This is a genomic window from Providencia sp. PROV182, from assembly GCF_028480325.1.
GTDB lineage: Bacteria > Pseudomonadota > Gammaproteobacteria > Enterobacterales > Enterobacteriaceae > Providencia > Providencia hangzhouensis.
On record NZ_JAMPOL010000014.1, the window covers coordinates 96,710 to 110,520 of the forward strand.

11 protein-coding genes are annotated in these 13,811 nt (G+C 38.1%); all 11 read right to left on the minus strand.

What is annotated here, in order from left to right; all coding sequences use genetic code 11:
- Nucleotides 1-555: a fimbrial protein gene (locus tag PR834_RS13195; protein WP_004259293.1), complete on the minus strand. Its 555-nt coding sequence runs from the start codon at nucleotides 553-555 to the stop codon at nucleotides 1-3.
- Nucleotides 548-1,129 carry a fimbrial protein gene (locus PR834_RS13200; protein ID WP_004259295.1) on the minus strand — a complete coding sequence of 194 codons (582 nt, stop codon included), beginning with the start codon at nucleotides 1,127-1,129 and terminating at the stop codon, nucleotides 548-550. The genes PR834_RS13195 and PR834_RS13200 overlap by 8 nt, the downstream gene beginning before the upstream one ends.
- Before the next feature lie 13 nt (nucleotides 1,130-1,142).
- Complete coding sequence (locus PR834_RS13205) at nucleotides 1,143-1,895, minus strand: fimbria/pilus periplasmic chaperone (protein ID WP_004259296.1); 753 nt, start codon at nucleotides 1,893-1,895, stop codon at nucleotides 1,143-1,145.
- 35 nt (nucleotides 1,896-1,930) lie between these two features.
- Entirely contained in the window at nucleotides 1,931-4,621 is a 2,691-nt protein-coding gene (locus PR834_RS13210) for an outer membrane usher protein (RefSeq protein WP_004259298.1), read from the minus strand.
- Between the two features lie 20 nt (nucleotides 4,622-4,641).
- The gene (locus PR834_RS13215) at nucleotides 4,642-5,193 is read right to left on the minus strand and encodes a fimbrial protein (RefSeq protein WP_004259299.1); all 552 of its coding nucleotides are present in this window, start codon (nucleotides 5,191-5,193) and stop codon (nucleotides 4,642-4,644) included.
- Between the two features lie 79 nt (nucleotides 5,194-5,272).
- A complete protein-coding gene (locus PR834_RS13220; protein WP_036958062.1) occupies nucleotides 5,273-5,803 on the minus strand; it encodes a fimbrial protein in 531 nt (176 codons plus the stop codon).
- 1,392 nt (nucleotides 5,804-7,195) lie between these two features.
- Entirely contained in the window at nucleotides 7,196-8,353 is a 1,158-nt protein-coding gene (locus PR834_RS13225; RefSeq protein ID WP_110591140.1) for a sugar diacid recognition domain-containing protein, read from the minus strand.
- Nucleotides 8,354-8,528: 175 nt separating this feature from the next.
- Nucleotides 8,529-9,674, minus strand: coding sequence for a glycerate kinase (locus PR834_RS13230; RefSeq protein WP_004259307.1), 1,146 nt, complete (start codon nucleotides 9,672-9,674; stop codon nucleotides 8,529-8,531).
- An 80-nt stretch (nucleotides 9,675-9,754) separates the two neighbouring features.
- Nucleotides 9,755-11,077, minus strand: coding sequence for an MFS transporter (locus PR834_RS13235; RefSeq protein ID WP_004259309.1), 1,323 nt, complete (start codon nucleotides 11,075-11,077; stop codon nucleotides 9,755-9,757).
- 135 nt (nucleotides 11,078-11,212) lie between these two features.
- On the minus strand, nucleotides 11,213-12,715 hold the full coding sequence (locus PR834_RS13240) for a xylulokinase (protein WP_096864455.1): 1,503 nt from the start codon (nucleotides 12,713-12,715) through the stop codon (nucleotides 11,213-11,215).
- 20 nt (nucleotides 12,716-12,735) lie between these two features.
- On the minus strand, nucleotides 12,736-13,776 hold the full coding sequence (locus PR834_RS13245) for a zinc-dependent dehydrogenase (protein WP_036958064.1): 1,041 nt from the start codon (nucleotides 13,774-13,776) through the stop codon (nucleotides 12,736-12,738).
- Nucleotides 13,777-13,811 lie beyond the last annotated feature (35 nt).

A 13,811-nucleotide genomic window follows, 5' to 3' on the forward strand; every position in this document is an offset into this window, starting at 1 on the left:
TCACTGATAATCAAGTTTGATAGTGACGCCCGCATGAAAAACCCCACCCTTTGTTAATGTTGTGGATAAATCACGAACAGGTATGGCTTCAAATTGAGGGGCATTTGGATACACAAACTTAATTTCTTGGTTTAATCGAAGTTTGCTTCCGTTATAACGAAAAGCGATCCCTAAACCTTGAATGTCTGTTTCAATCGCACCACTATCAAAGGAGGCAGGAATACCAACCAACGTCATTTTCATTTGTGATGTCGGTCTTTTTTCACAATCAATATTGTAATTTATCGATTTTGCATAGGCGTTACCGTCAATCCGTGTACTCATGATTTCGTCAAAATTAACTTTGATTATATTTCCGCCATTAATTTTGCAAGGTGGTGGTGCCAAAACAACCCCTTTAATCGGTACGGTTATCATACCTGGCGTAATTGTCGCCCTTGTACTTCCTGATGGGCTAATACGCGAATCAGGTAATCCTGCATAGGAAACCGATGTAAAAAATATTCCAGCGAGACATGATGCCAGCAGGTACCGCTGCTTATTTAAATCACTCATAATCCACCTTAAAGTCCATTACGGCGCTGAAACTTCCTTCCGTCAGTTTTTCGGGAGTTCTCACTGGCGTTACAAAATATTGAAGTGTGCCTTGCGGTGCATCGAGAAATTGTGGACGACCACGACTTCCTAGCCTGATATCTTCTCGTTGTGCATCCGTCACTTCTAACGCCACGCCAGAGACACCTTTTACACTTAACATTTCTGGAAAATGCTTATCCGATACGGCAACAAAAGAAACCGTTATCACCGGTTGCATTGCATCCCAAAGTGCACGACCCGTTCGAGTGTCTTTCATTCGACTTTCCGTACGAATGCAGTGCCTAAATTCTAATTCGAATGACACTGGCTCAGCTCTATCACCAGGTTTACGGAGTGAATAAGAAGGGATCTCCCCTAGAGACACTTCTTGGCGCTTTGAATTGGTCACATCCATCGTACAAGGTGCCTCGGTCATCATGCCATTTACTGTCAATGTTCCGTGTAATCCATCAATATCCCAGCTACTTATTCCAAAGGTAAATACTGGAACTAAGCCAAATAAGATAGTGCTGAACTGGAGAGTCCTTTTCATACATTATTCTCCGTTATCTGTCCGTCGAAGATTCAACTTTGCAAGTTGTACCGGCGCAACCAAACGTCAATTTAGGCCTTCCACCATAATCATTGATATAAGTTAGAACTGGTTTTGCCCCCATGGCACTTGCGCTACCCTTAAGCATTCCGTTACTTTTTGGTGAGATCATCACAGGCTCAAATTGCTTCACCGTATCTCCTCCCACTCTTGAACTTGCATCCACAATCGTGACAAAGTAAGCAGTTGGATTTGTGATTTCGTAGGCATCTCCTTTACGCGTTAACGTAATTTTTTCCTGCCATGGATTTTCTAAATCCGTACGAGTGGCGTATAACGCTTTTGGTCTATAAAACAATTTAATACGCGTCTGTAATGCAATCTGTAAAACGTTAGCTTCTTTACTACGTGGTGGAATCTCTCGTAAGTTAAAGTAATAAACACTTTCTCTGTCCTGAGGTAATGTAGCGATATCAGGAAGAGATTGAATTTTAACCTGGCTACCTTCACCTGGTTCTACACGTTGAACTGGTGGTAAAACCGTGAGTGGGCTTTCAATTTTGTTACCATTAGCGTCTTCAATCCAACCCTGCGCAAGATAAGGTAATTCTGTGTTTTCATTCTTAATATTCAAGCTAATGGTTTTTTCAGTCCCATTATAAATAACGCGTGTTCTATCAAGTGCAATAGCAGCCAGAGCCTGCCCGCATAGCACCGCAGATAACGTGATTGTTGTAGTAAAAAATGCAATTTTTTTAATATTCATAAGTACCAACTATTTATAAAATCAAGCAACTTGGGTTACTCTGTATAATCTGTGCTGTAAGCAATATCCGGTGGTTTTAATAACCAACGCTGACTCGGCGCTACGCCCTGTTTAATCGGCGCAGGCTTGTAAACTGGAGCTGACTGCCCAACAGGAACGGCTTTTGCTGGCATATACCCAGGTTCAACACTTGGGCTGTTTGTACACGGTAATAACAGTGAGTTAAATTCAGCCGTGGTAATATTTTCTGGAACCTGAATTTTGCATTGCACACTTCCATCCCAATACACATCTAAAACTTCATTTGGGTTGATACCTGAGATATACACAGACCCATTATCAGTTACGATACCGAGCTCTCTATTCTTCTCATTTCTCACGGTGGCACCGAATGGCGGATAACTTCCATCTGCCAATGCCAATCTCACCATGGTTTTAATACCCGATAACACTTCAAACTCGCGGTAACCTACAGCCCCTTCAGTCAGCGTAATTGGCTGAGATGTCCGGATGGCTTCTACGTTGTCAGGCAATTGAGTCACATCAATGGATGTACTGGTACGATAGTAATCACTGATATCAGCAACTACCGCTTTACCAAAAATATTGGTTTCAGTGGTCGGCCCAAAACCTTGAATAGGCACATTTTTCACCCCCTCAGTTCCCACCATCACACGGCTTCCACCTGGGGTATTAATGCGGTGCAATGCAGCACCATGCCCTGTGACTGTAGCACCACCTTGTAAAGAAAATGCAGCTGAGGTAGTATCGCCATTGATATAGCTGGTACTTGCAGTAAGTGTTGCTAAATCAGCGTAACGTGTATAGAAACCATCAATAGTTCCACGGCCTCGGTTACTCACCCCAGTACCCACACGATAGTTCGTCTTATCATCAATGGAATCAAAATAACTGACGGTGTGTGAGTTACCATCTCTTGTCACCATATTGTTGTAGCTAATTGACGCTCTATCTGCCCAAGGCAAAGAAAGATTCATATATAGCCCGTCGTCATTATTTCTATTATCAAATTTGTTACGGAATGCCGTTAAACTTAAGTTGATATTTTTAAAACGGCCAATATCAAAATATTTCGCAATAGAAAGGTTATAACGTTTTGCCGCTGGTTTATTCCAATAGGTTTCGTGGTTATAGTTCAGATACGCTGTCAGATCTGCACTGGTGAAATACTTATTAAATGTAATCGTATACAGCTCTTTACTATTATCGAATTCCACACCTCTATAACGACGATCGAGGTACTGGTTCATACTCATAAAGTCACGTTCAGAGAATCGGTATCCTGCGAAAGTGACTTGGCTATCATAGTCTTCAAAACGTTTTGAATAACTTAAGCGATACGATGCCCCTGTATAGATTTTGTTATCTGTTTTCAGTTTCGCGCGTGACTCGGTGACATCGAATGAAATTGCACCAAAGGCGAGTAAATCTCGACCAACACCGAGTGATAACGCGTTATAGTCACCTGCTGCTATTGCACCGCCGAATAATGACCAACCGTTGGAGACCCCCCAGCTAAATTCCCCCGTAACAAACCCTTGCCCTTCTGTTTCATGTTCCATATTATTCGGTCGGCCACCTGCAATCTTAAACAGAACTGAGCCTGGACGAGTTAAATAAGGAATGGAGGCGGTATTCATTTGGAATTCTTGTACCGAGCCATCCTGCTCTTCGACGCGTACATCTAATTTACCGCTAACCGCATCACTTAAATCTTGAATACGAAAAGGCCCCGGAGCAACTTGTGTTTCATAAATAACACGTCCTTGCTGAGTCACGATCACTTTTGCATTGGTTCTTGCAACGCCAGTCACCTCCGGTGCATAGCCACGTAGGTTTGGTGGTAGCATTCTTTCGTCAGAGATCAGGCTGGCCCCCATATAACGGAATGAGTCAAATAGTCCTGAACGTAAAAATTGCTCACCCATCGTGAGCTTTGCATTTAGCTCTTTTACTGCTCTATAGGCATAATATTGGCTCCAATCCCATTTACGGTCGGTCGATTGCCCATTAGTGCGATTATAACTTGCTTGCCAATCTGCCCTAAAACGCCACGCACCAAGGTTAAAGCCAGTTGTACCGTTACCAGTAACTGACTGGGTATTGGCTGAATCCGCAGGCCTTGTTAAGTTAGCATTCAAGTTATAGTCAAAAATTAGGGCGGGTACACCTTCATCCCAACGAGATGGCGGATCCCAGTTATCAGAAGTAAATTCGATATAAGCCTGAGGTACAGTAATTGTGACTGTTTCTTTGGCTAAAGAACCGCTTACTGTCATTCCAGGGATCGTTTCTGGAATTAAACATTGGCCGTTTTTAGCAAACTCAACCTTTTTCTTCCATTCATCGCGCAAAGCAATATGTTCAACAACATCTGGCGTTAAACAAGGCTCCGTCATACTTGGATCATTAGGATCCTCGATATATTCAATATCAAAAATGTCAGCTAAGTCGCGATTATTTAAATTAATTTTAAATGGATATTTCCCTGGCATAACATAGCCCGCACGAGAGAACTCGTTTAAGGAAATATTTTTTTTATCCTGAAGATCTAAAACATCTGTATTAAACTCAATACTATCATTATTTGCATTAGCTAAATTTATATGAGCAATAGCAAGAAACACCATGGTAGCAACAGGCGTTAAAAAATAACTTACTGAGTTATTAAATACTTTATTTTTACTTTTTAATTGCAGAGCCATAATAGTCCCTTAGTAATAACTCAGTAATAATCCATTTTAAAACGGATAGTTGTCTGATAATTCCCTGGTTTTAAACGTTTATTATTAGATACTACCCGCACCTTATAATGCAGAGTTGTATTGCCTGCGCTAATGGGTAAATCAGGCATTGCTCTACCAGGTATAGCTACATTTCCAGCTGTATCAGAAATTTTTACTGACAATCCATTTGCATGCCCAAAAACATCGAAGTTACGGCCATCTGTTGGACCATCGAATGTAATATTGAAAGTTTGCCAATTAGGAGTTCCAGGAGTTACCGGTGTTAAAACACAATTGATAAGGCGTATAGAGAAATCACTTGTAGGACTTTCTCTGTCGTGAATTATCTGGCTAACCGGTACAGTCGTTATGTTAACTGATTGATCTCGGCTATCTGCATCTATTGCACAAGGGCTCTCAATGATTGAACCGCCCATGGTAACAGTTCCTTTGAACTGACTTTGTGCCCGAGAATTTTGATTTTGCGCACTAACTATCGGGGCAAATATCATTCCTGAAAGCACCATGACAATGATGCCAAAGTGATTCATAGCGACTCCATTTCAACTTAATAACCAATTTCAATGCATTAAAATTAGTGCCCATACATCCTTGTACGGGCTATACCAATTACTGGTAGCTCAGAGCAAATGTTGCAATTGCATCAAATTCACCTGGTACAGCTGGTTTGTTTGCTGCATCATCATCGCCTTGCAAATAAGCTTGGAAACGCAATGTGTTCGCACCAGTTAATAAAGTTTGAGATGGTGATTTAGCACCTAAAGCAATTTTAGTTCCGTTGTAATCAGTGATCACGATACCCGCGTTTTTCGCAGTACCAGCAATAGCTAAACCATCAGTTACCGAAGTACTTGGAATACCAGTAAATGTAGTTTGAACAGTTTTCAGAGTTGTGATGTCACACTGCTCTAATTGGATATTGAAGTCACGAGCAATACTTTTACCGCCACCGTTTAATGCAGACGTCGCGATAGCACCCATTTGTACTTCAAATGCTTGAGAACCTGGTGGAATTGAGCAAGGAGCATCAATAATTGAACCTTTGAAAGTGACTTGACCGCCACCTTGGTTTGCAGAAGCAGAACCAGCAACTACTGCCAGACCTAAACCTAATACTAAAGCAAGTTTATTTAATTTCATTTTATACATTTCCATTAGATAAAAAAGACGACACAAATTAAAATAATGAGTTATTATCAATCTGATTATTTTAATTTTTTCTTAAAATATATTCGATTAGTAAATATTAAGGATTGACACTAATAACTATTCCTATTTATCAAACTCCATTAATAAATAAAATAATTAAACAATGCATCAATGCGGTGCCATTATTATATCTCATTCTAGTTATGTCAAATCTGAAGATTAATTAACTACTCACATTGTAAGTTAGTGATATATATATATAATCCAGAGAATACTCTATTTTAAATACTCCATTACTGGATAAACGAGTGATGTACATCTAATTAAATCGACCTTTTTTTAATAAAAAACCACAAAATAAACCCAATCATTACTAATAAAGTTTTTTATACTCATAAAACGGGTTCTTATTAGTGAAAAAAAATGAGGTGGAAGATAATAATAAAACTAGAATTAGATAAAATCATTAAAACGAAAAGTTTACTGAAAAATAATTAATCAGAAACATCTCAAAAAAAACAATTAAATATTTTCATAATGTTTCTCAATTCACTGATTGTTACATTTAAGCCAAAAAGAAAAATAAAAATAAAACAATAAATATCATATAGATACATTAAATTTTTGTGTTTTTTATATGAATGACACCTAGAAAACAATAATATAATAAAACATTTTTTTAAATTGAAATGAAAATAGAAACAATTAAGAACAAACGAATTAAATAAGTATCTACTAGAAAAAAATTTCATTGCAAAATATTTCAAATGGTAATAAAAAGTAATTTTCAATAAATCTATAATTATATAAATCTTATCTTTAAGCCTCAAAAAACCAAAAAATTAGCTTCTATAATCACAATCAGGTTATTTTTTAAGATTAACTAACTAAATTAATATACGTTGGATAAAGTCAGTTTCTAGAAAACCCACCATGAATAAACAGAACACCTTAAGTTATTCTCGATAATTACATCACTGACCTAATGGTGATAGTTAAAATATAGAGGCTATACATTTAAGTAAAAATACCAATAAAAAATATTGGAATTAAAATATGATTAAATTAGACGTTATTGAGCAAAATAGAAGATAGATTGATCTCTAGCAGATTAAAAACAATCTGTGCTAGCTTAGTTTGATGTTAATACGTTTTTGTTTTCCTGATAGGCTACTCATTGGGTGGTCATGTGATGTAGGTAAAAAGCCTTATCATGCTCGAAGCACTTGCGAATCGGCAAATAACCGCTAACTAATCAGGATGTGAGATAAGAAGTTAAAAATTTACTGCCATTTCGTCGCATCAGAGTTTGAGGCGATTCCCAACAAGGATGACATTTCTTCGATTACGCTATGAGAACTGCTCCTCAATAGTGTTATTGGATTAGTTTTTCAGCTGTAAAGCAACATACAACAATACCTTACTTTCAATCGTTAATAGATCTAATTTTGTTATCTCAGATATCCTTTTTAAACGATAATCTAATGTATTTCTATGAATAAACAACTCGTTAGCTGTTTCACGAGATAATAAATTATTTTTAAACCAGACTGTTAATGTTTTAATTAGCACACCATTAGAATCTTCATGTAATAATGTATTCAATGGTTTTAATAGTTCTTCTGAAGACCATTTAAAATTTAAACCGTATAATAAAACCGGTAGCATAATATCTTGGTAACAGTAAATTTTTAACTGAGGTTTCTTAGCTTTCCCTACTTGCATGGTAATTTTAGCCGTCTCATATGATTTTTTAATCGATTCCTCTGCGGGCTCTAAAAAAAAATTACCTAATGATATTTTCACTTGTAATTTAAATAACTTCTGAATGTCTGATTCTAATTTTATAATTTTCTTTTTTGCATTATCAATATCCCATCGATTGAACTTATTTAGCGCAGGAGTTAAACAAACAATTTCCGTCAAAGATTGAATAGCGACTAAGTTATCAGGATTCTTATATTCAATTAGCTTTTTAATTTCTTGCAATTCACTAAATGCACTATTCACACCTAATTGGCCACTATCTAATTCAATAATTATAGCAACTCGTGGAATAGAAAAATTAATATTAAGCTTTTTAGACCATTCAGTTATATTATCGGGAATTGTTCCATTTTCGATATAAGTTAGAATAATTTCTTCTTTAAAACGATCGTTTAAATTCAAATGGTTATAAATCTCTGCCTGCTCTAGCATCATTACGGCTGTCATTGAAACCAACTCCCCAAATTGTTTAATTTGGGTTGGTTCTCCTGTTAATCCTATTACACCTATAATTTTACTATTCAAATAAAGAGGTAAATTAACACCTGGTTTAACCCCATGTAAATGATTTGCAGTGGCGTCATCAATAACAACCGTTCGCTTTTGCTTTATTGCAAGCAAAGCGCCTTCATGAAATTCTCCTAATCTATTACTATCTCCACTTCCTATAATACATCCAGTTTCATCCATAACATTAATATTGCAATCAATAATCTTCATGGTTCTATCAACGATTTCTTGCGCTAATTTGGAGGTAAGACAATAATCATACATATTTCAACCTCTTTTACTGGTGCTGTAAAATAGAAACAAGATTTTAAACTATAAGTTTTAATAATGTTTATTATTAATTTAATTGGTTCCAGTATTCAATATTCATTGAAAAAATCAAGAAAAATAAATTCAATTCAAAATAAAGCAAACAAAGCTAAATTTTCAAATTATTACTTCAATTCTTGTTGTCAATTTTAATATTCAACGTATTCGCTATATTTTTAGTACAATTAAATAAATTACTTTCAGCGTTATTCAGTGCTTCTTTTAGTGAACTGATTTTATGCAAAATACTAAACGCTGAATCAATACCATATTGTTGTAAATGACTGAGGTCATCACCAAGGCTTCCAACAATGGCAATAACGGGTATTTTATGTTTTCTAGCTAACTGAGCGACGCCGAAAGGCACTTTGCCATTCAAACTTTGGCTATCTAATCGCCCTTCCCCTGTAATGACTAAACTCGCCCCTACCATATGTGATTCAAGGTTCAAGGTTTGTGCAATAATATCAAAGCCAGGCTTAAGTTCCGCTTTTAGGAAAGCAAGTAAAGCTGCTCCCATCCCTCCTGCTGCACCGGCTCCTGCAATATAATGAACCTCAACATGCAAATCTCGCTTAATGATATCTGCGAAATGTTCTAAATTTTTGTCTAACATTTCAATATGTTCATTTGTCGCACCCTTTTGGGGGCCAAATATTACAGATGCACCATTTTTACCAATCAATGGGTTCGAAACATCGCAAGCAATACTAAATTGACAAGCTTTTATCCTAGGGTCTATTGTACTGACATCAATACACGCTAAGTCGGCAAGTGCTTGTCCTCCTAATTTAATTTGTTGCCCATGTGAATCTAATAATTTGGCCCCAAGTGCTTGCAACATTCCTGCTCCGCCATCATTAGTTGCACTCCCGCCTATACCAATAATAATCTGCTTTACCCCAGTATCTAGGCAGGCTTTTATCAATTCTCCTGTTCCATATGATGTCGTAAGTAACGGGTTTCTTAATTCAACAGGGACTAGCTCTAGCCCACTTGCCGCAGCCATTTCTATAAATGCTTGCTGCTTATTTTGAGATAAACCATAGAATGCTTGAACACTCGTGCCTAAAGGACCAATAACATCAAGGTGATAGATTTCGCCATGGGTAGCCTCAACCATCGTCACAACAGTGCCTTCACCTCCATCCGCAATAGGACACTTTACATAAGTTGCATGTGGAAATACCTCTTTGAACCCGTTCTCAATAACCGTTGCGACTTTCAATGCAGATAAACTCTCTTTAAATGAGTCAGGTGCAATGACTATTTTCATAAAAATAATCCTTTAGAAATTTTTATTATCAATAAGTTAAAAATTCAGGTGGGTATTGCCCCACCTGATACGACTTTTTATTATTTCGGTTCATCAAGTAACAGGATCATAATTAAGCCAATCACCGCACAGATACCAAAGTAAGAGAAAACAGCATCAAACTTACCAGTCATATCTAACAATAGCCCTGCCATCATAGGTGAAACGAAGCCACCTAAGTTTCCTCCACTATTCACAACAGATATCGCAATTGGGTAGTTATTATTATCAGCAACTCCCATTGGATAAGCAGTAAATGCAGGCCAGCCAATATTCAAGAATAAACCAACCGAGAAAAGGGCAAGCGCAACTGCAGTCGTACTTTCAGGAACATTCAACATCACTAACATCATGGCAATCGTCGCTACCGCGGTAAATAGCATCGTAGGTTTACGACGACGACCAAAAACTTTATCAGAAATCCAGCCACCAAAAATCGAACCGATAAACCCACCAACAAATGGCATTGATGCAACAAAGCCCATCTTCATAAATGAAAAGCCTTTTTCATTCACCAGATAAGAAGGTATCCAGGTTAATATTCCATATAAAATACTGACCATCATGAAATAAGAAATGGTATTACACCAAATATTTTTAGATTTAAATATTTGGGAAGCTGAACTTAATGGCGTGACTGATTTAACACGAATAAATTTATCTAGCGTATTAAATTTAGGACTCAGAACAATATTGCCTTCTATTTTCTTTTCTGCAATTTCTGAATTATCGGCACGAATATAATCTAATTCACTTTGTGAAACAAAGCGACTTTCCTCTGGTTTTGTTCTAACAAATAAATACCAAATAATAGCGAGAAAAATACCGGGAATAGCAAACAGAATAAAGACCCAGCGCCATCCATAAGTTAATGCAATCCAAACGACTAATGGTGGAACAATAATCGGAGCAAACATCGTTGAAGCAATATAAACCCCAGTGGCAGTTGCTTTTTCTTTTGCTGGAAACCAGTTATTAATTGTCGACGTTAACCCGACAGGAGTTGGCGCTTCTGCCATACCTAGGCCGAGACGCAACCACTTAATTGCAAAGGCAGATTGGGCTAAGCCAATAAACCAAGTCATGGCGGAGAAACCGAGAATGGATAATGACACCATTCCTCTGATCCCACGTTTTGCCATCCAAAAGCCCGCGGGTATTTGGCATAAAGCATAACCGAGGAAAAACATACTCGCGAGAGATCCCGCTTCTAAATTAGTTAATTTAAACTCATCAGTAATAAAAGGTAGAACCGCACCAATATTACTTCTGTCTGCATAATTTACAGCATAGACGATAAAAATCAGGGCTAATACCACCCAACGATAATTCGTCTTTGGCTTAATCGGATTTGAATTTATCATTATTTTCGCTCCAGAGCAGTTTATTATTTAATACACGTTTTATTACCTGCTTTTTTAAGAATGAAACGATCCCTGCTAATTCATTAAAATTAACATTTAGGAACGTTATTTAATTTAAACTTACTTCAAATAATTTTATTTACTCGACAAGCTATGCATTGTTTCTTTTAATAAAGGATACAGCCCATTGTAAATATTAAACTGCTTGTCATAAGTATCTTGTGTTTTTTTATCTTGATTTGGTGTGAATGTGATATCTTCTGTTTTTATAATCGGTAAATCAGGGTCATTAATGCCACAGAAAAAACCAGCTCCTGTCGCACCAACCATTGCGGCGCCAAAAGCCGCTGCGTCTGCTGTTTGGGCAATATTATATTCAACCTGAAGAATATCCGCTTTAATTTGAGTCCATAATGTATTACGTGATCCACCTCCTACGCTGAGTAATTCATCTAATATCACTCCCCATTTTTCATTAGCAATATTCAAGATCTGTTTTAGACCATATGCTGTACCTTCAAATGCCGCCCTGACCATATCATCGCGAGTATGATTTAGACGTAAGCCTATCCATGCTCCCGATGCATTAACATCCCAAATAGGGCTACGTTCTCCAGCTAAATAAGGCAGATAAATTAAGCCATTGGCACCAGGTACTGATGATTTTGAAAATATTTCCAACTGTTCATGGTCATTAACTTCCGGCCAAATAGCCTGATTTAACCAACTGAATGTTCCCCCTGTTGTCGACATCGCACCATGGGCCAACCATTGATTGGGGACGATGTGGTACCGGTTCATAAAACGAGGATCAAAATTTGGCTCTTCTAAGCAAAACGTAATGACTCCCGATGTTCCTGTTGATTCAAAAGCCGTTTCAGGGTCAAGTAACCCAACCGCGAATGCTGCAGCGGCGGTATCTGCCGACCCTAAAATAATTGGCGTATTTTCTTTTAATCCCGTTTCTTGAGCGGCTTCTTTACTCACTTTACCAACCACAGAGGTGCATTGGTAAATCGGCGGCAAAATATCGTGATTAAACTTCCAATACCTTAATAATTCTTTTGACCACTTAGGAGCTTTCGCCAAAACCACTGCGCCAGAATACGCAGCTTGGGTCGGGTCAATAGCGGCTTTTTGGCTCCCTAACTTTAAAGATAAAAAACTATTAAGTAGCACGACTTTATGAACTTTTTGCATTAATTCCGGCTGTTGTTCTTGTAGCCATCCTAACGTTCCTACCCAACATGCAGACGGACTTGGGCTATTACAAGAAAGCGCCCGAACATGCGTTATATTTTCCCCGAGTGTTTGCTGTATGAAGCCTTCGGAACGCCCATCGAGGTAAGTAATCCCATTTGCGACAGGTTTATTATGTTTATCCAATAAAACCAGCGTTGGGCAAGCAACAGAGAAACTCACAGATACGATATTCTTTACTTGAGAAGTCACTTCTTTAACTGCATCTGCGGTCTTTCTCCAAAAATCATTTAAGTCAATTTCATGATTTTTGGGAGATTTGGAAATAATATTGGTATCACGTGAAGCCTTTGCCAATAATTCTCCATGGAAATTAAACGCACAAACTTTCACACTACTGCTACCTGCATCAATTCCCAAATAGACACTGTCCATCATGCTGCCTCCAACGCCTGCTTTTAATTGTTATGTATAATAATTTTAATCGCGTCACCTTTTTGAGCGGTTGCCATGGCCTCGTTGATCTCATCTAAAACAAATCGGTGAGTCACTAATTTCTCAATATCAATTAAGCCAGAAGAAATCAGTGTCAAAGCTTGTTGGTATCCTTCCCGGCTTAACGCACTGGCTCCCGTAAGAATAAGCTCGTTGTAGTGAATAATATTGACATCAATTTGCGCCATATCATCTTTTGAAAAACCAGCGAACAAGTTAACACGCCCGCCTTTTCTAGCGAGTTCCAACGCAGGATTAACTAATCCAGGGATGCCAATGGCAATAATCACAACATCTGCCCCCACACCTTCCGTCAAGCCTTTTACGACATCCAGTAAGTTTTCTTGCTGGCTATTAACGACGCGTGTTGCACCGCAATTTAACGCAGCCTGTTGGCGCTGTTCATTGAGTTCACTCACAATAATATTTGTCGCACCTGAGAAACGCGCAAGTTGCACGTGCATTAACCCGATAGGCCCCGCACCAATAATGACCACCGTATCACCAAGCTCAATACCCACATTTTTTTGTCCATTGATACAGCAAGCTAACGGCTCAGCTAATGCTGCGGCTTCAAAAGACATCCCTTGCGGTATCTTAAAGACGTTACCCGATGACAAAGCAACCTCTGGTATTCGAACATATTCCGCAAAAGCACCGTCAAACTCATATCCGATAGCTTGGCGATTTAAACAGACATTTTCTTTACCAATTCGGCAATAAACGCAAGAACGGCATGGTACTACAGGATCAACAGCGATTGCGTCACCGACTTTTAGGTCAGTCACATTTTCACCGACTTCGACAATTTCCCCTGAAAATTCATGTCCTATTACAGAAGGGTAACGCACACCTTTAGTTTTTTTACCGGAAATAATCCGTCCGTCAGTTCCACAAATCGCGGCTGCTTTGACTTTAATAACCACATCGCCTTTACCAACTTGTGGATATTTAACGTCTGCCACTCTAAGTTCATTAGGCGCATACAATACCGCTGCTTTCATTTTTTCCTCCCCCATGCATAACAGCTATGAACGTT

Coding starts and splice junctions, on each gene's coding strand:
- PR834_RS13195 (WP_004259293.1), bottom strand. CDS start 555: ATGAGTGATTTAAATAAGCAGCGGTACCTGCTGGCATCATGTCTCGCT.
- PR834_RS13200 (WP_004259295.1), bottom strand. CDS start 1,129: ATGAAAAGGACTCTCCAGTTCAGCACTATCTTATTTGGCTTAGTTCCA.
- PR834_RS13205 (WP_004259296.1), bottom strand. CDS start 1,895: ATGAATATTAAAAAAATTGCATTTTTTACTACAACAATCACGTTATCT.
- PR834_RS13210 (WP_004259298.1), bottom strand. CDS start 4,621: ATGGCTCTGCAATTAAAAAGTAAAAATAAAGTATTTAATAACTCAGTA.
- PR834_RS13215 (WP_004259299.1), bottom strand. CDS start 5,193: ATGAATCACTTTGGCATCATTGTCATGGTGCTTTCAGGAATGATATTT.
- PR834_RS13220 (WP_036958062.1), bottom strand. CDS start 5,803: ATGAAATTAAATAAACTTGCTTTAGTATTAGGTTTAGGTCTGGCAGTA.
- PR834_RS13225 (WP_110591140.1), bottom strand. CDS start 8,353: ATGTATGATTATTGTCTTACCTCCAAATTAGCGCAAGAAATCGTTGAT.
- PR834_RS13230 (WP_004259307.1), bottom strand. CDS start 9,674: ATGAAAATAGTCATTGCACCTGACTCATTTAAAGAGAGTTTATCTGCA.
- PR834_RS13235 (WP_004259309.1), bottom strand. CDS start 11,077: ATGATAAATTCAAATCCGATTAAGCCAAAGACGAATTATCGTTGGGTG.
- PR834_RS13240 (WP_096864455.1), bottom strand. CDS start 12,715: ATGATGGACAGTGTCTATTTGGGAATTGATGCAGGTAGCAGTAGTGTG.
- PR834_RS13245 (WP_036958064.1), bottom strand. CDS start 13,776: ATGAAAGCAGCGGTATTGTATGCGCCTAATGAACTTAGAGTGGCAGAC.